This window comes from Paraburkholderia bonniea, assembly GCF_009455625.1.
Lineage (GTDB): Bacteria > Pseudomonadota > Gammaproteobacteria > Burkholderiales > Burkholderiaceae > Paraburkholderia > Paraburkholderia bonniea.
This window is the reverse complement of the sequence record NZ_QPEQ01000001.1, coordinates 2701784-2720390: the sequence shown is the minus strand read 5'-3', so window position 1 is coordinate 2720390 and position 18607 is coordinate 2701784. Positions and strand designations below refer to the sequence as shown.

Here is an 18607-nt window from a genome sequence, read left to right as displayed (position 1 = left end):
TTTGATTCGCGTCCCATCCAGAACCGGTGCCTTGTGCGCCGGTTTTGTTTTATGTGCCGTGCCACTGCACGGCGTTGCGCTCACATGGCGCATAGATGCCGCGCTAGTGCTCAAGCCTCGCAGGTTATGCGGTGGTGCCGTGAATGATCCGGCCAACGGCCTGCACCGCGAGATAGGTGGCGTTTGCCTCGCAGCAGTCGATGGTTTCGCGCTCGGGCATGCTACGCAGCCAGGTCAACTGGCGCTTGCATAACTGGCGTGTCGCAAACACGCTCTTGTCGCGCATCGTGGCGAAGTCGGACGCGCCATCGAGGTATTCCCATGCCTGGCGGTAACCCACGCAGCGTATCGACGGCAGCCCCGGATGCAGGTCGCCGCGCGCTCGAAGACGCTGCACTTCGTCGATAAAACCCGCCTCCAGCATCGCGTCAAAACGCCGTTCGATGCGGCTGTGCAGCACGCTACGGTCGCCTGGCTCCAGCGCTACCGGGACAAAGCGCCATGGCAGCGCGGTGTCAGTGGCCGGTGCTGCTAGCAAGGCCGACATTGGCTGGCCGCTCAACATGAACACTTCCAGTGCACGCTGGATGCGCTGGGCATCGTTAGGCGCGAGGCGTGCCGCCGTCACCGGATCAACCGCTGCGAGGCGCGCGTGCAACGCGGGCCAGCCGTCGCGGGCGGCATCGGCATCAAGCACAGCGCGCAGCTCAGGCGCTGCGCCCGGCAGGTCATTGAGCCCGTCACGCAGCGCCCGGTAGTACAGCATCGTGCCGCCTACCAGCAAAGGAATACGGCCCCGGGCAAAGATTTCACCCGTGAGCCTTAGCGCATCTGCGCGGAATTCAGCTGCGGAGTAGGCCTCAGCTGGATCAAGCGTGTCGATCAGATGATGTGGCACCAGAGCGCGTTCTTCGAGCGTTGGCTTGGCCGTGCCGAGATCCATTCCGCGATAAACCAGTGCTGAGTCGATGCTGATGATCTCGATGGGCCAGTGCGCCGCACAGGCCAGTGCGGCGGCCGTTTTGCCGGAGGCGGTAGGGCCCAGCAAGCAGGCCACAGCCGGGAGCTGGGGTGGGGTCATCAACGGTGCAGGGCTGAACGGGGTAGGTGCGGGCGCGGCGAGTGTCATTTCACTGGCTTCACTGGCCGCGCATAAACAGGCGGTCCAGGTCAGACAGCGTGAGCTGATACCAGGTCGGCCGGCCGTGATTGCATTGATCGGCGCGTTCGGTGGTTTCCATCTGGCGCAGCAGGGCGTTCATTTCGTCGAGGCTCAAACGCCGGTTGGCGCGCACGGCGTGATGGCATGCCAGAGTGCCTAGCAGTTCATGCTGCCGCTCGGTTAGTACCCGTGAGCCGCCGTAGGCGTGCAGATCGGCTAGCACGGCGCGGGCGAGCGCTTGCAAGTCCGCGTCCTTGAGTAGCGCGGGCACAGCGCGGATGGCGATCGTCGTGGGCGAGAGCACAGCCAGATCGAAACCGAGCGCATCCAGCGCGGCGTGCTCTTCTTCGACGGTGCCGACTTCTACTGCGTCGGCGGGCATCGACAGCGGAATCAGCAACGGCTGGACCGCTAGCGCGCGATTGGCCAGCGCTTGTTTGAACTGCTCGTACAGAATGCGCTCATGGGCGGCGTGCATGTCAACGATGATCAGGCCCTGGGCGTTTTGCGCCAGCACGTAAATGCCGTGAATCTGGCCAAGAGCGAAGCCGAGTGGCTGCTCTTCGTCCGCGGTGCCGGGGTTTTGGCTGTGTGCGCCAGCCGTAGGCAGCGGCGCATCACGCGCTTCGAGCGGGGCTGTCATGCCAGCGCCGTTGTTCTTGCGCTCAAAGAGTGCGTCGTAGAGCGCCAGTGGCTGCGCAACCGAGAGTGCGCCTTGAGTCATGCGCGCCTGGCGCTGCCAGGTATTGCCCGACGCTCCGGCACCCGAATTTGAGTGTCCACCGCCACTGAAACGATTCCCGCTACCGGAAGCACCGCCTGGCGGATTCATCAGCCAGGGCAGAGTGGTGTCCGCGAGCGAGGTGGTCGGGCGAGCTATTTCGAGATGCGCTGCGTGACCGCCTGAGGTGGTTTCTGGCGAAGCCCCTGCATGCCGTGCGAGCGCGCGCTGAACCGCATGGAAGACAAACTGGTGAATCGAGCGCGAATCGCGGAACCGGACTTCGGTCTTCGACGGATGCACATTCACATCGACCGCTTCTGGCGGCAAGTCGAGAAACAGCACATACGACGGGTAGCGTTCGCCATGCAGCACGTCTTCGTAGGCGGCACGAGCGGCGTGAGTCAGCAGTTTGTCGCGGACAAAGCGGCCATTGACATAGAAATACTGCTGGTCGGCACGACCCCGGCTAGCGGTCGGCAGCCCGGCACAGCCATAGACCGCTAGCGGCCCCGCCGCTTCGTCAAACGGTAGATGCGCGGTGGCGAAGGTTTCACCGAGGATTTTGGCGATTCGGGTGGTGGGGTCGCTAGCATTCCAGTGTTCGACGGCTCGGCCGTTATGCAGCACCGAAATCGCCACATCCGGCCGCGCCAGTGCTGCGCGGCGAATGACTTCAAGGCAATGGCCAAGTTCGGTTTGTTCGCTTTTCAGGAATTTGCGCCGTGCGGGCGTGTTGAAGTACAGCTCGCGCACTTCAATCGTGGTTCCTTGAGTGCCGGCAGCAGGGCTTAGCACACCGGTTTGCGCGTCGATACGAAGCGCGTGTGCGGCTTGCGCGGTGCGGCTGGTGATCTGCACTTCGGCCACCGAGGCGATGGACGCCAGCGCTTCACCGCGAAAGCCCAGCGTCGCAACGGCTTCGAGCTCGGCGAGCGAACGGATCTTGCTGGTGGCATGGCGCATCAGCGCCAGCGGCAGTTCGTTTTCTGGAATGCCATAACCATCGTCGGTAATCGAGATGCGTTTGACACCGCCTGCGTCCAGCACGATACGCAGTGTGCGGGCACCCGCATCAAGCGCGTTTTCCAGCAACTCCTTGACTACCGACGCGGGCCGCTCGACCACTTCGCCTGCGGCGATCTGGCTGATTAACTGGTCGGGGAGTGGCTGGATGGCGCGCATGGGTTGCGCGGTGGCAAAGGCGGGCGCTTGAAGCGCGGAAGCTTCGGGGAGGTCGGTGGATTCGGGCATGGGCGAAATTATAGCGATTCACTGAGATACGTCCGTGAGGCGCTTGCGCGGCGTCAGAGATTGCGTTCGGGGGTTGCCCTGGTTGGGTCGATGTAATTCGGGTGAGCTCAGGTGTCTTAGGTGTCTCAGGCGAGCTTCGGCGCAAATACTTTCGGTATCATGACGCGGCCGGTTTTGGCGGCTTTGGGCCGGACGGAGCAGGTGCGATGTGGCTTTGTTGTTGCTTTGTTGCACCCGTTATTGCCCCCGGTACCACACCCGCCATGGCTTTGCGCTGCATGCTCACCCCGGCGGGTTCTGCGCCTCCGGCACCGTGACTCGGCATTCCCCTTATTTTTTATGCTTAAAAGGACGTCCCTTGGACACGCTTTTACAGTTTGCCAACCTTGTCTTGCACATCGACAAATTTCTCGGCGTGTTTATTCAGCAGTACGGTGCCTGGGTGTATCTGGCGCTGTTTCTGATTGTGTTTTGTGAAACCGGGCTGGTGGTGATGCCATTTTTGCCGGGTGATTCGCTACTGTTTATCGGCGGCGCGTTTTGCGCCACTGGTGAAATGGAGCTTGGTTTGCTGATGCTGCTGCTGTTCGTCGCGGCGGTGACCGGTAATACGGTCAACTACATGGTGGGCAAGGCGGTTGGGCCCAAGGTGTTCAACACGCACATTCCGTTGCTGGAGCGTTTTCTTGATCGCGCGGCGTTACAGAAGACCCATCAGTTCTATGAAAAGCACGGCGGCAAGACCTTGGTGCTGGCGCGTTTCATTCCAGTGGTGCGGACTTTCGCACCGTTTGTGGCGGGCGCTTCGCAAATGAGCGTGCACCGGTTTCAGTTTTTCAATGTCGCGGGCGGCCTGTTCTGGGTGCTGCTGCTGGTATTGCTGGGGTACTTCTTCGGCAACATTCCGTTTATTCGCCAGTATTTGAATGTGATCGTGCTGATTGGCATTGGCGCGGCTATCGTGCCGCTGGTGCTGGGCGCGTTGTGGAAAATCCTGCGCAAGCCTAAACGGAATCGGGCGGTGAACGACGACCGTTATTGAACATTTGCTGGGAGGAGGCCTGGCATTAACGACGAGGTGTCGTTTCGTCCCGGGCCTGGTCACGCTCCGCTGAATTAGGGCTGGTTTCCTGGCCCCTGGCCCCCGGGGGCTGTGGCAACGCTGGCTGCAGCCAGGCTTGCCCGCCTCCCGCTGAGAAGAGGGCCTCGATTTTTTGAAATGCTACTTTTGCTCTCCTTACCCTTGGCTGCGATCTTTTGGGAACGAGCTGTCTCATGTTGTTACCAAGACGAGCAGGTTGGTTATGGATGCGGGTTATTTCATGCATGTGCTCGATATGCTTTTTATGGGTGAGCATGCTGGTAATTCAAAATTTATACTTAATCTGGTGTTTTTTTTATAAAAATCAGATGAGAGAAAAATATGAATAAAATAAATGGTGCGGGCGGTGCGATTGATTTTTTTAAATATGTGAATGGCTCGCCTGTTGTGAAGGGTAATGAAATAGAACAAATAAGAATGCCGGGCGTAGCAAGACGGGCTAGTGAGTCGCAGATTTTTTCAGGTAGTGGCTCCAGAAAATTATCAATCACGCCATTCAGTCAGGAAAATTACGAGAGCAAAAACACGCCTGTGGCATTGAGAAGGGATGCGTGTATTTCGCAGGTTTCCGGCAGGGAGCCTTTTATATATCTGGCAGGATTGTTGTTGACGATTGGTACTGGGGATATAGAAGATGTAGAAAAATACATCGGCGATGGAGTGAGATTCAAAAGTTTTTGTGATGTGATTTATGAAAATGGTGCACAGGGAAATATTCCCAAGGCACCCGTCATTATTCTCGCGGTCAGATTTTGCAAGACCAATCGTAATGAAATAGTTGATCTCCTGCAGAAAAATGGTGCCAGCCTGGCGGTGTCGGACCATGCTGGGAAGTCGTTGTTTAGCCATGTCCTGGATACCGGGGATGTAAATCTTTTAAGACAGTTGATTATTCGGGCGGGGAAAATTGATGATCTTTATAATATATCGGATATAAATTTGGATCGCACAGTGCAGGCTTTGATGAGTGCTGAGCGTTATGATATGGCGGAATTGATAATTAACAGTCAAATTTCTGATGAAGCAGGAAACTTGCATCCTGCATATCCGCCGCTATTTGTCGCAGCTGAAAATGACTGGCAGCAATTTTTTACCTGGATGCTGAATAAAAATCCAAAAAATGTGAATGTAAAAGATGTTTCGGGTAATAATGCGCTGCATTGTTTTGCGAAAAATATGAGGAAAATTTACCTTGATCCTGCAGTCCGGCTGCTGAATTGTTCGGAAATTGACGTGCACGCGCTGGATGGTGAAGGCAAAACAGCGATGGAGCTTTTTTCTGAAAGCGGGTTTAAATCTTCTGAGTTTGGTACAGCGCTTCAGGGGAAAATTAATCCACAAGATTCGCTGCAAAAAATCCGGATTGATTTTTTGCAATAGAGGGGGTGCGTCATCGTGAGCGTTATTTAATTTGTTGAAACAGGATGATATTCCTGCGGGTACAGGAATGTCATCCCGGTTAATTTTCGTCAAAGCAGTAACAATCTGGCTGAATGGCGCAGTACTTTAGAGCCCCATCGCGTAATCAGGAGATTCTCACAATCCTGAGCGGTTCAATTGCCTCCGGCAAACGGAATATTTTCGTCCTGAAGAAATTTTTTCCAATCGTTCAAGGCCACGTCAAGCGGATGTGTGGAACCAGATTCCAGCACGCCAAAATAAAGTCTTATAACTTTGGTATTGGTCACTTTGTCAACCTGTGCCGCATGGATAGCGAACGCGACAGTTGCGCCATTGTGCGGGGCGAGGATGAACGCACCGCTGTGCTCGACGGGGAACATCTCTTTTGAATGCACCAAATAGTGTTCCTGCAATCTTTCGGAGCCCGCAAACTGCTCTAGCACTTCACGGCGGTAAATGGCGTCCTGATTTGGCGTTCCAACTCCTTCTTTGCAGAACACGAGATGCAGTGAATTGCCCTGCAGCATGCGCTGTATGAGCCCCTCTTCACGCTCAGCCTGGCCGTGCGCTCGCTGCGCTTCGCCGTGGGTACGAAAAGGAGTGGGCCGGTCCGGCGTAATGATGTACTGGATTCCTTGCAGGCTTGCTTCCATAGCCCATTGCACGCCGCCTACAGCGGCTTTTCGCGCTGGCTCGTTATCGGATGTTTCGACGAAACCGGTTGTCTTGAGCTTTTCTAGCCACTCTTTTGCCGCTATCCGTTCTGACTCTGACAAATGAGCTGCTCTGTCAATGTGCTCTCGACAATTGTCAAGAATGGAATTGATTACGGCGTTGTGAGCAGCGACTGGCTGTTGCACATTTGGTGTCATCGGTGGGGAGTTTGAGATTGGTCGCATGGGTTAGTTTTTGAATTTCGTCAAGAAACTGATTTCACGATGGTGCGTCAAAAACTAGCGGCCTGATGCAGCCGCTTCCCCATGGAACTGGCGACTTTATTTCGCTTTGGCTGGAAATAGTGTTGCCAAGTCGTTGCCGATTCCGATGATCGCTTTCTTATCCCGATGAGAGTCGGTGTTTAGGGTGGTTTGCGCAACCTGTTTTGAAGGGTAAGCGTTGCTGTTGAACTCAGCTTCGGCGTTTGAATCTTTGCGGGTGGCTTGATGGCAGTAGTCGTGTTCAAGAGGTTTGCGTATGCCATTTGCTGCGGAATGCGGGGTTGCCGAGTGGGTTTGGGCGACTGCTTGTGCGCAGGCGTGCTTGTCCGGGGCGGGGCGTGTGTGGTGTCCGTTGCCGCTCGTTGCGGCACGACCCTAGGCATTCGGGCTATGCGGCGGGCCATGGTCACTTGCAACTATCGTCAACCTGAAGCGTTGATTGAGGTGATGGATGCCGCGATAGACCGTCTGCTGGTTCCGTCCGGTCGTTCTTCTGGCGTTGCGGGCTGGGGTTGGCGAGCAGAAGCTTGATCTGTCACCTGTGAGGGGGCTGGGATTTGTATGGCGGCTAGATCGCGGGAAAAGCGGCTGATGCTGCCGGTGCGCTAGCGAAAATTGCGGAACAAAGCAAAAGGGCTCCGATCGCTCGGAGCCCTTGCTGCAACTGGTGGCGAATCAGGGACTCGAACCCCGGACCTGCGGATTATGATTCCGTCGCTCTAACCAACTGAGCTAATTCGCCGAAAGAAGGCAGATTATGGGAGAAGCGGCAGAACGTGTCAACCCCCGTCACTCATCATTTTCAGCGCAAGCTACTGGGCCCAAGCCCCTGAGCGTGCCTAGAACTAAAACAACATGAGCAACACACCACCGCCTCCTTGCTGCCTAACCATACGCCATGCGTACTTACCAAAATCCCTCTTCGCCTTCAATCCTGCTCGTAAATGTTGTTATCTTTCGTTTCTTTGACAAACAACATGCCGATGACGAAGGTGGCCATTGCAATCACTATCGGGTACCACAGGCCAGAGTAAATGTTGCCCTGCATGGCCACGATGGCGAATGCGGTAGCGGGCAGAAAGCCGCCAAACCATCCATTGCCTATGTGATACGGCAGTGACATTGAGGTGTACCGGATGCGGGTTGGGAACATCTCTACCAGCATCGCCGCAATGGGCCCGTACACCATCGTTACGTAAATCACGAGGATCGTGAGAATCACTACGCTCATCGGCCAGTTGATTTGCGCAGAATCGGCCTTCAGTGGGTAACCTGCTGCCTTCAGCGCCGAACTAAGCGTGGTGTCAAAGGCCTTGCCCCGTTCTTTCGCATCGCTTGCCTTGCCGTCAAAGGTGTTGACGGTTGTATCCCCCACCTTGATTTGCGCGAGCGTGCCCGCTGGGGCAACGACGTTCTCATAGTTCAAGCCGGCCTTCGATAACGCGCTTTTGGCGATATCGCATGAACTCGTGAATTTCGCGGTGCCAACGGGGTTGAACTGGAATGAGCATTCGTCCGGATCAGCAATCACGGTGATGGGTGCTTGCTGGGTTGCGGTTTCTAGCGCGGGGTTGGCGTAATGCGTCAGTGCCTTGAATAGCGGAAAGTACGTCAGTGCGGCAATCAGGCAGCCCGCCATGATGATCGGCTTGCGTCCAATCCGGTCCGACAGTGAGCCGAAAAATAGAAAGAACGGGGTGCCAATCAACAGCGCCAGCGCAATCAGAATGTTGGCGCTTGTGCCGTCTACTTTGAGCGTCTGGGTCAGGAAGAAGAGCGCGTAAAACTGTCCGGTGTACCACACCACTGCTTGTCCGGCGGTCAGGCCGACCAATGCCAGAATCACGATTTTCAGGTTTTTCCATTGCCCGAAAGCTTCGGTCAATGGTGCTTTCGAGGTCTTGCCTTCAGCCTTAATGCGTGTAAAGGCGGGGGATTCATGAAGTTGCAGCCGAATCCATACCGACACACCAAGCAAAAGGATCGAAGCCAGAAACGGAATACGCCAGCCCCAGGCGCTAAACGCGTCTTCGCCGATGGTGGTGCGTATGCCGAGAATCACCAGCAGTGACAGGAAGAGGCCAAGCGTGGCTGTCGTCTGGATCCACGCGGTGTAAAAGCCTCGGCGGTTCGCGGGTGCATGCTCGGCGACGTAGGTCGCGGCACCGCCATATTCACCCCCTAGCGCTAGCCCTTGCAGCAATCTCATCAGAATGAAAATGATCGGTGATGCAATCCCAATCGCTGCATATCCCGGCAAAAAGCCGACGATGAAGGTCGAGACGCCCATAATCACAATCGTCACAAGGAACGTGTATTTGCGGCCTACCATGTCGCCAACCCGGCCAAACACAATCGCGCCAAACGGCCGGACCGCAAAGCCTGCCGCAAAACCCAGCAGCGTGAAAATAAAGCCCGCCGTCGGATTGACTCCGGAAAAGAAGCTCTTGCTGATAAACGCAGCCAGAGAGCCCGCCAGATAAAAGTCATACCACTCGAATACAGTGCCAAGCGACGACGCGAAGATCACTTTCTTCTCTTCTTTCGTCATCGGCGCATGTGAAATTTGCTCGCCAACGGTAGCCATAGTTGTCTCCATTATTGATATAGATCCGCGATGCGTCTGGTCAGACGTTCCCGTGAGCCGATTATTGGAGGAAAAACTTACGGCCTACTGACGTCCAATCTCAAAATTGAGTTGCGCTCAGGTGATCTGTATTTTTTCTAACGGATGCCAAAAGTCGCCTAACTGTTGCCAGGTTGAGGGCAAAGTCTTCTATTTCTGCGTGATGGCTGAGGCGGGGGGGGCGTGGTGTTGTCTGGGTTAGGGTAAGTCCCGGGCTGGTTTGAGCACAGGCAGGCTGATGCGCACCCGTGTTCCGACTGGTGCGGGGGCGCTTTGATAAACATGGTCTTCAATGGTGAGGGTGCCGTGGTGCATGGCCACAATTTCACGCACGATCGCCAGCCCAAGGCCGCTGCCGTCGCCTTCATGTCCGAGAATCCGGTAGAAGCGCTCAAGCACGTGGTCGCGTTCGTCAGCGGGAATGCCTAGCCCCGTATCTTCTATTTCAAGATGAACCTCGTGCTCTGAGGGTTCCGGTGCAGGCCTTACTCGCACGGTAATCTGGCCGCCAGTTGGGGTATAGCGGATCGCGTTGTCGAGCAGGTTGGAGAGCATTTCGCGCAGCATCAGGGGGTTGCCGTTCACATCGAGTGGCGTGTCCGGTCCTTCGTAGCCGAGATCCATCTGCTTGGCGAGTGCCGCAGGAACCCAGTCGCGCACGGCCTGGCGAGCTAGTTCGGTCATTTCCACGCGGGTGAGGCGAGTTCCTGCCATGCGGTTTTCCGCGCGGGCCAGGGCCAGCAATTGTGTGACCAGCCGGGCGGCTTGTTCTGAGCTGGTGGCGATTTGCTCCAGTGAACGATGGACCTCAAGCGAGGCCTCTTGCCGCAACGCTAGTTCGGCTTGTGTGCGCAGTCCGGCGAGCGGGGTTTTCATCTGGTGTGCGGCGTCGGCAATAAAGCGTTTTTGCAGCGCGACGTTTTGTTCGAGGCGAAGCAGAAGCTCGTTAAACGAGGTTACGAGTGGTTCGATTTCGGCGGGTGTGTGAAGCGTTTCGAGTGGCGAGAGATCATCTGGGCGGCGCTCGCGGATATGCGCTTGCAGTGCGTGTAGTGGCGCGAGCCCGCGCGACAGGCCGAACCAGACCAGCACGATGGCCAGCGGCAGAATCACGAACTGCGGCAGGATCACGCCTTTGATGATGTCGTTGGCCAACTGGCGGCGCTTGTCGAGCGTTTCTGCAACCTGCACCAGCACGGGCTGAGCGTTGTGCGGTGCGTGGGGGAGGGCGACCGTGGTGTATGCCACGCGAATTTCAGTGCCGTGCAGCATGTCATCTCGAAACAGCACCAGGCCGGGCGGTGGCCGGTCTTCGTCATGCGGCAAAGGTATGTCGCGGTCGCCGTCGACTAACTCGCCACGCATGCCTAGCACCTGGAAAAACACGTGGTCGAGATTGTCGAGGCGCAGAAAATCGCGTGTCGCGCTGGGCAGCGAGAGTTCGGCTACGCCATTTGCCGAGTGCATTTGCCGTGCCAGGACATAGGCATCGGTTTCGAGCGCGCGGTCAAAGGGCCCATTGGCAATCGACTTGGCGACCAGATAAGTGACCGCAATGCTCATGGGCCACAGCAGCAACAGCGGCGCGAGCATCCAGTCGAGGATTTCACCGAACAGCGAACGTGGCCGCGCCAGCGTGGAGCTTTCGTCTGGCGGGGCAAAGGGATTGGCGTAATGGGCGTCGCGTGTTCCATCATGGTCCGTGGCGGGCACGACGGAGCGCTCTGCGCGAGTGGACATAGGGGCGTCGACGCCTATTTGTAGTAATGACTGGCGGGCATTGCGGCGGTGTTGTCAGTGTTTGCCGCCGTGGGGAGATCGATGACCGTGGCGCTAGAGGAGGAGGCTGGGACGGCTTTTTCAAGGCAGTAGCCTAAACCCCGCACGGTGATGATGCGGATGCCGCTGGGCTCGATTTTGCGGCGCAGGCGGTGTACGTAGACTTCGATGGCGTTATTGCTGACCTCTTCGCCCCATTCGCACAGGTGATCGACCAGTTGTTCTTTTGAGACGAGGCGGCCGATGCGTTGCAGCAGCACTTCGAGCAAGCCGAGCTCGCGCGCGGAAAGGTCGATAACCTGGTCGTTAATGCAGGCCACCCGGCCGATCTGGTCGAACGACAAAACGCCGTGGCGCACTACGGTTGGCCCTCCTCCGGCACCACGCCGGGTCAGCGCTCGTACCCGGGCTTCGAGCTCACCCAGGGCGAACGGCTTGGCCATGTAATCGTCGGCTCCGAGATCCAGCCCTTTGACTCGTTCGTCGATGCTGTCGGCGGCGCTCAGAATCAGCACTGGCAAGGTTGAATTGCGGGCGCGCAGGCGTCGCAGCACGTCAAGCCCGGACAGGCGAGGCAGGCCGAGATCAAGAATTAGCAGGTCAAACACCTGGATGGAAAGGGCGTTATCGGCTTCGATACCGGTCTTCACTAGATCAACGGCATAGCCTGATTGGCGGAGTGATCGAACCAGACCATCCGCGAGTATGCTGTCGTCTTCGGCAATGAGGATTCGCATGGTATGCCCGCCTGGCTTGGCCGACGCCAGCTTGTGCGTGGCGTGCGGCAGTCTCCGGAAATTTTGTGGGTGGTATTGGCTGGCCAGGTTGCTTGCGTGGGTTACGTGCAGGTAAAGCGCGCAGGGGAATAAATCTGGCTTGCCAAAACTACTGTTTTTTTATACAGTGTCTGAATTCAGCGTGCTGCTTGTCTGCAGTGTCTTGTTAGTCAATTAGTTATTAACTGACCTACCTGGTCATTAGTCAGTGCACAGCTACCTCAGACGCCGTTCATCATAGCAAAGGACGATTCATGGAAGAAAACAAGAAGGGCTCGGCTGGACTTACGGCTGAAAAGAGCAAGGCGCTGGCCGCCGCGCTCGCGCAGATCGAGAAACAGTTCGGCAAAGGGTCGGTGATGCGGCTTGGCGCAGGGGAGGCGATCGAAGACATTCAGGTGGTTTCTACTGGGTCGCTCGGTCTGGATATTGCGCTTGGCGTCGGTGGCTTGCCGCGTGGCCGTGTGGTTGAAATCTACGGACCGGAATCTTCGGGTAAAACCACGCTGACGCTGCAGGTGGTGGCAGAAATGCAAAAGCTGGGCGGCACGGCGGCATTTATAGATGCGGAACACGCGCTTGATATCCAGTACGCAAGCAAGCTCGGTGTGAATGTCAACGATTTGCTGGTTTCCCAGCCGGATACGGGTGAACAGGCGCTTGAAATTGCGGATGCGCTCGTACGCTCGGGTTCTATTGACATGATTGTGATCGACTCGGTTGCGGCGCTCGTGCCTAAAGCTGAAATCGAAGGCGAGATGGGTGATTCACTGCCGGGCCTCCAGGCGCGCCTGATGTCGCAGGCACTGCGCAAGCTCACGGGCACGATCAAGCGGACAAACTGCCTCGTGATCTTCATTAACCAGATCCGGATGAAGATTGGCGTGATGTTTGGCAATCCAGAAACCACGACGGGTGGCAATGCACTGAAGTTCTATGCATCGGTGCGCCTGGATATTCGCCGTATCGGCTCGATCAAGAAAAATGACGAGGTGATCGGCAATGAAACCCGCGTAAAGGTGGTTAAAAATAAAGTGGCACCGCCGTTCCGCGAAGCGATTTTCGACATCTTGTACGGTGAGGGTATTTCTCGTCAGGGCGAAGTGATCGACTTGGGTGTGCAGGCCAAGATTGTTGACAAGGCTGGTGCCTGGTATAGCTACAGTGGTGAGCGGATTGGTCAGGGCAAAGACAATGCGCGTGAGTTCCTGCGTGAAAATCCTGACATCGCCCGCGAGATCGAAAACCGCATCCGCGAGTCCCTCGGGGTAAATGCGATGGCGGATGCCACCATCGTCAGTGCGGAAATCGCTGGCGAAGAAGAGTGATGATTGTGTGATGCGAAAAGGGCCATTTGCTTCGAGTAACCAACGTGAAGGGGATGGCCCTGTCCGTAAGCGTCGTGACGGCGATTCATCAAAATCGCCGTCATCAGGTTTGACGCGCTCGCATCACCGTGCAGTGGATCCCTTCGATCCCTTCGAATCATTTACTGCACATGCCGACGATGCGCTGGGTGTTGCCCCGGATGCGGCCCCGGACGCCAGGTCAGGTGATGGATTAAACAATCCCCAAGGCCATCAGCCCGCGGTAGCGCCCTATCCGCCAGCGGCAGTACCTCATCAGCCAACGGCAACACCTGAAGCTCAAAACGTTGCCGCAGCACCGCCGGAATCTACTTACACGCGGTCACGCGGGGCATCGGGGAAAAACACAAACACCAGCAAATCCGGCTCTGCCTCGTCGCCACCAGCGCCGGGGCGCTCTCTGAAAGGGCGGGCGTTGGGTTATTTGTCCTGTCGTGAATATAGCCGTACTGAGTTATCTCGCAAGCTGGCACCGTTCGTTGACGAATCCTCTTGCCTTGACACCGTGCTGGATATGCTTGAACGCGATGGCTTACTCTCCAATTCCCGTTTTACTGAAAGCTTGATTCATCGCCGTGCTTCGCGCTGGGGTTCGGCGCGGATCGTCGGTGAACTTAAGCGGCACGCTGTCGATCAGTCTTTGATCGACAGTACCAGTGCCCAGTTGCGCGAAACCGAGTTGAATCGTGCAATGGAGGTCTGGCGCAAGAAGTACGGCCAGCTTCCCGAAACCTCAGCCGAACGCGGGCGGCAAATACGTTTTCTAATCGGCCGTGGGTTTTCTCAGGCGATCGTTGGGAAAATTCTCCGTGGAATAGATGACGAATGGGATGGAACATAAGCGGCCTGGAGCTGTCGTTCGTTGTCGGTTGGGTTGCCAGTCTCAAATACCCAGTATGCTAAAATCCGCCGGTTTTCCCATCTCGGCCTCGTTTCGGCCTTCTTCCACATGCCGTTTTTCCCCTCCGTATCTCATCCATTACGCCATTGCTGCGTAATTCGAGGGAGTGCATGTGGGCGGGTAAAAGGGTTATCGGATGCCTGCGCCGGCTTGGTGCTTATTGCGAAGGGCAGTGCAAGGCTTAGCGAAACAAACAGTGTCAGGATCAGGTGGCCAGGTTTACTCTGGGCTTTCAACCTGATCCAGCCAGCAGCGCTCCGGCTTGCTGGTCAGATGTATGCCACGTTGCCTTTTTCCGGTTCGCGCTTGATGCGGGTTCAGCCGGGGCGTGGCCTTAGGCCGTTTGTTTTTCCTTCTGCTTTAATCCTCGCATTCCGTTCTGCCGTCGCTTCGCGCGCTTTCATGGTTTTTTCGCTGCATTTTCCTATTCTTTGTCCTATTCTCCGTTTGCTCGCCAGTGTGAAAAATCGTCGATATTTCATCAGCTTGCAGCCGGATTCAGGTCGTGTAGCGACGTGCGGGCCCGTTTGCGCAAAAAATCCTCCTGCCGGTAACGGCACAAGCCTGCTGGGCATCAAGCCAGCGGGTGGAAACGAAGTTCAATCCAACTCTCAGACTGAAGGGACTCACGCATGAAGATTCACGAGTACCAGGGTAAGGAAATCCTGCGGAAATTCGGTGTCGCGGTACCGCGCGGCACGCCGGTGTTCTCGGTGGATGAAGCGGTCAAGGCCGCAGAAGAGCTTGGCGGCCCAGTATGGGTGGTCAAGGCTCAGATCCATGCGGGTGGCCGTGGCAAGGGTGGCGGCGTTAAGGTTGCAAAGTCGCTCGAACAGGTTCGTGAATTTTCGAACCAGATCCTCGGCATGCAGCTTGTCACGCACCAGACTGGGCCAGAAGGCCAGAAGGTTAATCGCCTGCTGGTCGAAGAAGGCGCAGACATCAAGAAAGAACTGTATGTCGGCCTCGTGATTGATCGCGTGTCACAAAAAGTAGTGGTGATGGCATCAAGCGAAGGTGGCATGGACGTCGAAGAAGTTGCTGAAAAGACGCCTGAGCTGATTCACAAGATTGCAGTCGATCCGGCAAAGGGCCTGCAAGACGCAGAAGCCGATAGCCTGGCCAGGAAAATCGGTGTGCCGGATGCGTCTATTCCGCAAGCACGTGCGATTTTGCAAGGCTTGTACAAAGCATTCTGGGAAACCGATGCATCGCTGGCGGAAATCAACCCGCTGATCCTGACCGGCGACGGCAAGGTGATCGCACTGGATGCCAAGTTCAATTTCGATTCGAACGCATTGTTCCGTCATCCTGAAATCGTGGCCTACCGCGATCTGGATGAAGAGGATCCCGCTGAAGTTGAAGCATCCAAATTCGATCTGGCGTACATCTCGCTCGACGGCAATATCGGTTGCCTCGTGAATGGTGCTGGTCTGGCCATGGCGACGATGGACACCATCAAGCTGTTTGGTGGTGAACCCGCCAACTTCCTCGATGTGGGTGGCGGCGCGACGACCGAAAAGGTAACCGAAGCGTTCAAGATCATGTTGAAGAATCCGAACCTGACCGCGATTCTCGTCAATATCTTCGGCGGCATCATGCGTTGCGACGTGATCGCGGAAGGCGTGATCGCGGCGTCGAAGGCGGTGTCCCTGAAGGTGCCGCTCGTGGTCCGGATGAAGGGCACGAACGAAGACCTCGGCAAAAAGATGCTGGCTGAATCAGGCTTGCCGATCATCGCTGCCGACAGCATGGAAGAAGCTGCGCAAAAGGTTGTTGCAGCAGCGGCCAAGGGCAAATAAGGGCAAGTAAAGGCCTGGCGTCAGGTCATCACGGAATACGAATGGCGGCGCACTGGTTGCGCGGACGACAACTGTTGCCGCGCACAGTGTGTCGCCAAACGAACAGAGGTCAATACATGTCGATTCTGATTAACAAAGACACCAAGGTTATTACGCAGGGCATTACCGGCAAGACCGGCCAGTTCCATACGCGTGCCTGCCGTGAATATGCAAATGGCCGTGAGGCCTACGTGGCGGGTGTGAACCCAAAACGCGCGGGCGAAGATTTCGAAGGCATTCCGATCTACGGCAGCGTGCAGGAAGCCAAAGCTGAAACAGGCGCAACGGTTTCGGTTATTTATGTGCCGCCAGCAGGCGCAGCTGCGGCGATCTGGGAAGCGGTCGAAGCCGATCTCGATCTGGTGATCTGCATTACCGAAGGCATTCCAGTCCGCGACATGATCGAAATCAAGGAGCGGATGCGCAGCGGCAAGCGCAAGACGTTGCTGCTGGGACCGAACTGCCCTGGCACGATCACACCTGACGAGCTGAAGATCGGCATCATGCCGGGTCATATTCACAAGAAGGGCCGGATTGGCGTGGTGTCACGCTCGGGTACGCTGACTTATGAAGCTGTTGGTCAGTTGACAGCGCTGGGTCTGGGACAGTCATCGGCAGTGGGTATCGGTGGCGATCCGATCAATGGCCTGAAGCACATTGATGTGATGAAGATGTTCAATGACGATCCTGATACGGATGCGGTCATCATGATCGGTGAAATTGGCGGTCCGGATGAAGCCAATGCTGCGCACTGGATCAAGGACAACATGAAAAAGCCGGTGGTGGGCTTTATCGCTGGCGTCACAGCACCTGCAGGCAAGCGGATGGGCCACGCAGGCGCATTGATTTCAGGTGGGGCAGATACTGCCGAAGCCAAGCTGGAAATCATGGATGCATGCGGTATTACGGTCACGAAGAACCCGTCAGAAATGGCGCGGTTGCTAAAGGCGATCCTGTAATTCAAAATAGCGTCCGCCGATCAGGCCTATTTTTGATATGCTTACGAAACGCTTTCGTGAGTAGCTGTTCTAAGGCGAGGGAGCAATAGCTCCCTCGCTTTTTATTGGCCTCGTCACGGGCTCCATCCACAGCTTTCTTAAATTCACTCGCCTATGCTCGAATTCCTGACCACGCTCCACTGGGGCGCAGTTTTCCAGATCATCGTTATCGATATCCTGCTGGGCGGCGACAACGCGGTTGTCATCGCCTTGGCTTGCCGCAATTTGCCGCAAGAACAGCGCGTCAAGGGTGTGTTGTGGGGCACGGCAGGCGCGATCCTGCTGCGGGTGGTACTGATTGCGTTTGCGGTTGCGCTGCTTGATGTGCCGTTCCTGAAGCTCGTTGGCGGCTTGCTGCTGCTGTGGATTGGTGTGCGGTTGATGGCGCCCGCCCACGAAGCTCACGCTAACGTTAAACCGGCCGACAAGCTGATGGCGGCAATCAAGACGATTGTGATTGCCGACGCGGTGATGAGCCTCGATAACGTGATTGCTATCGCAGGCGCAGCGGAAGCGGCGGATCCGGCTCATCGGCTGGGGCTTGTGATTTTCGGTCTGGTGGTGAGTATTCCGCTGATCGTCTGGGGCAGCCAACTGGTGCTGAAAATGCTCGATCGCTTCCCGATCGTCATCACACTGGGTGCTGCCTTGCTTGGCTGGATTGCGGGTGGCCTCATCATCAACGATCCCGCAGGCGATCATTGGCCGCTGCTGGATGCACCAGCGGCCGAATACGGCATGTGTGTGGCCGGTGCGGTGTTTGTCGTGACGCTGGGGTATTGGCTGAAGCGGCGTAACGCGCGCCGTGCAGCAAATGAAGCGCCACCGGCTGTTCATTAAGCTATCCACCTTCGCTCCCAGTTATACGTCTTACGTCTTTGGGCTTAACCCGGCCGGCTAGATAGCCATCAGGCTGACTGGGTTAGCTGGATCCACGGAGCTACGATCAAAGTGCTTGTCCGATTCACGGGCAAGCACTTTTTCGTTTCTGGATCTGGAGTGTGTTGATGGCTTACCTTGCTTGCGCTTTATTCCTGCAGCCCCCGCCCGTGGTGCCGCCTTGTCCACCCCCTCGATCTCGCTGGGCTCCGCAAGCTCGATGGCGGGCGCGTGCCGAAACACGGGCTGGCCCGTTCCGGGGCTTTACGCTGATTGAACTGATGATCGTGCTGGCCATCGTCGGGGTGATCGCGGCGTATGCCATTCCTGCCTATCAGGACTATCTGGCGCGTAGCCGGGTGGGTGAGGGCTTGTCGCTGGCTGCGTCGGCGCGGCTGACCGTGGCAGAAAACGCGGCAAGCGGCAATGCCTTCAGCGGGGGCTACGCCTCGCCACCCGCCACCCGTAATGTCGAATCCATTCTGGTTGACGATGACAGCGGCCAGATTACGGTGGCTTACTCCACCCGGGTTGCGCCTGCGGGGGCCAACACACTGGTGTTTGTGCCATCGGTGCCGAATAACGCCAACGCTCCGACCGCGCGTGTGGCGTTGAGCAAGGGAGCGGTTCAGGCGGGGTCCGTGACATGGGAGTGCTTTGCTGCGGGTAAGGCCGCCTCATCGTTGCCTGCGCCGGGGGCCGGCCCATCTCCTGCTGAAGCCCCTACGCTAGCGGCCAAGCTGGTTCCGCCAGAGTGCCGCGCTTAATGCGGTAACAACGGGTTAAGGCGTGGCACAGTTTTGCGCTATTTCGCCCGATCCGGCGCACAACGAAGGGTTTTCTTTGTATAGTGCGCCGGTCT

The 18607-nt window shown here is 56.8% G+C and carries 14 protein-coding genes and 1 tRNA gene; 8 read left to right on the top strand and 7 right to left on the bottom strand.

From position 1 onward, the window contains the following. Positions 1-124 precede the first annotated feature (124 nt). Complete coding sequence (miaA, locus tag GH656_RS11945) at positions 125-1081, bottom strand: tRNA (adenosine(37)-N6)-dimethylallyltransferase MiaA (RefSeq protein ID WP_153076130.1); 957 nt, start codon at positions 1079-1081, stop codon at positions 125-127. 58 nt (positions 1082-1139) lie between these two features. Next, positions 1140-3137, bottom strand: a complete 1998-nt coding sequence (gene mutL / locus GH656_RS11940; RefSeq protein WP_153076129.1) for a DNA mismatch repair endonuclease MutL — start codon at positions 3135-3137, stop codon at positions 1140-1142. A gap of 358 nt (positions 3138-3495) precedes the next feature. Between mutL and GH656_RS11935 the strand changes: the two genes are divergently transcribed. Together GH656_RS11935 and GH656_RS11930 are read left to right on the top strand one after the other, a co-directional pair. After that, positions 3496-4179 carry a VTT domain-containing protein gene (locus tag GH656_RS11935; protein ID WP_153076128.1) on the top strand — a complete coding sequence of 228 codons (684 nt, stop codon included), beginning with the start codon at positions 3496-3498 and terminating at the stop codon, positions 4177-4179. 381 nt (positions 4180-4560) lie between these two features. Further along, on the top strand, positions 4561-5619 hold the full coding sequence (locus GH656_RS11930; protein ID WP_153076127.1) for an ankyrin repeat domain-containing protein: 1059 nt from the start codon (positions 4561-4563) through the stop codon (positions 5617-5619). 173 nt (positions 5620-5792) lie between these two features. Here the strand turns inward: GH656_RS11930 and GH656_RS11925 are convergent, their stop codons facing one another. The 5 genes from GH656_RS11925 to GH656_RS11905 form a co-directional block, all read right to left on the bottom strand. Next, positions 5793-6416, bottom strand: coding sequence for a hypothetical protein (locus GH656_RS11925; protein WP_153076126.1), 624 nt, complete (start codon positions 6414-6416; stop codon positions 5793-5795). A gap of 827 nt (positions 6417-7243) precedes the next feature. After that, positions 7244-7320 (bottom strand) — tRNA-Met (locus GH656_RS11920). Between the two features lie 186 nt (positions 7321-7506). After that, positions 7507-9165: an MFS transporter gene (locus tag GH656_RS11915; protein WP_153076125.1), complete on the bottom strand. Its 1659-nt coding sequence runs from the start codon at positions 9163-9165 to the stop codon at positions 7507-7509. 237 nt (positions 9166-9402) lie between these two features. Beyond that, positions 9403-10944: a sensor histidine kinase gene (locus GH656_RS11910; RefSeq protein WP_153076124.1), complete on the bottom strand. Its 1542-nt coding sequence runs from the start codon at positions 10942-10944 to the stop codon at positions 9403-9405. Between the two features lie 14 nt (positions 10945-10958). Further along, positions 10959-11720, bottom strand: a complete 762-nt coding sequence (locus GH656_RS11905) for a response regulator transcription factor (protein WP_153076123.1) — start codon at positions 11718-11720, stop codon at positions 10959-10961. Positions 11721-12013: 293 nt separating this feature from the next. Between GH656_RS11905 and recA the strand changes: the two genes are divergently transcribed. The 6 genes from recA (at position 12014) to GH656_RS11875 (ending at position 18512) form a co-directional block, all read left to right on the top strand. After that, complete coding sequence (gene recA, locus GH656_RS11900) at positions 12014-13087, top strand: recombinase RecA (RefSeq protein WP_153076122.1); 1074 nt, start codon at positions 12014-12016, stop codon at positions 13085-13087. Positions 13088-13094: 7 nt separating this feature from the next. Then, on the top strand, positions 13095-13967 hold the full coding sequence (gene recX, locus GH656_RS11895) for a recombination regulator RecX (RefSeq protein ID WP_425495881.1): 873 nt from the start codon (positions 13095-13097) through the stop codon (positions 13965-13967). A gap of 692 nt (positions 13968-14659) precedes the next feature. Next, positions 14660-15829: an ADP-forming succinate--CoA ligase subunit beta gene (gene sucC / locus GH656_RS11890; protein WP_153076121.1), complete on the top strand. Its 1170-nt coding sequence runs from the start codon at positions 14660-14662 to the stop codon at positions 15827-15829. Between the two features lie 116 nt (positions 15830-15945). Further along, positions 15946-16827 carry a succinate--CoA ligase subunit alpha gene (sucD, locus tag GH656_RS11885; protein ID WP_153076120.1) on the top strand — a complete coding sequence of 294 codons (882 nt, stop codon included), beginning with the start codon at positions 15946-15948 and terminating at the stop codon, positions 16825-16827. 153 nt (positions 16828-16980) lie between these two features. Continuing rightward, positions 16981-17706, top strand: a complete 726-nt coding sequence (locus GH656_RS11880; protein ID WP_153076119.1) for a TerC family protein — start codon at positions 16981-16983, stop codon at positions 17704-17706. Positions 17707-18026: 320 nt separating this feature from the next. Further along, positions 18027-18512 (top strand): pilin, encoded by a 486-nt coding sequence (locus GH656_RS11875; RefSeq protein WP_246184310.1) that lies wholly within the window; start codon positions 18027-18029, stop codon positions 18510-18512. Positions 18513-18607: the final 95 nt, after the last annotated feature.

Excerpts from the sequence above, each read along its gene's own strand:
- GH656_RS11880 (WP_153076119.1), top strand. The coding sequence starts at position 16,981 with ATGCTCGAATTCCTGACCACGCTCCACTGGGGCGCAGTTTTCCAGATC.
- GH656_RS11905 (WP_153076123.1), bottom strand. The coding sequence starts at position 11,720 with ATGCGAATCCTCATTGCCGAAGACGACAGCATACTCGCGGATGGTCTG.
- sucD (WP_153076120.1), top strand. The coding sequence starts at position 15,946 with ATGTCGATTCTGATTAACAAAGACACCAAGGTTATTACGCAGGGCATT.
- GH656_RS11915 (WP_153076125.1), bottom strand. The coding sequence starts at position 9,165 with ATGGCTACCGTTGGCGAGCAAATTTCACATGCGCCGATGACGAAAGAA.
- GH656_RS11875 (WP_246184310.1), top strand. The coding sequence starts at position 18,027 with ATGATCGTGCTGGCCATCGTCGGGGTGATCGCGGCGTATGCCATTCCT.
- miaA (WP_153076130.1), bottom strand. The coding sequence starts at position 1,081 with ATGACCCCACCCCAGCTCCCGGCTGTGGCCTGCTTGCTGGGCCCTACC.
- recA (WP_153076122.1), top strand. The coding sequence starts at position 12,014 with ATGGAAGAAAACAAGAAGGGCTCGGCTGGACTTACGGCTGAAAAGAGC.
- sucC (WP_153076121.1), top strand. The coding sequence starts at position 14,660 with ATGAAGATTCACGAGTACCAGGGTAAGGAAATCCTGCGGAAATTCGGT.
- mutL (WP_153076129.1), bottom strand. The coding sequence starts at position 3,137 with ATGCCCGAATCCACCGACCTCCCCGAAGCTTCCGCGCTTCAAGCGCCC.
- GH656_RS11910 (WP_153076124.1), bottom strand. The coding sequence starts at position 10,944 with ATGTCCACTCGCGCAGAGCGCTCCGTCGTGCCCGCCACGGACCATGAT.
- GH656_RS11930 (WP_153076127.1), top strand. The coding sequence starts at position 4,561 with ATGAATAAAATAAATGGTGCGGGCGGTGCGATTGATTTTTTTAAATAT.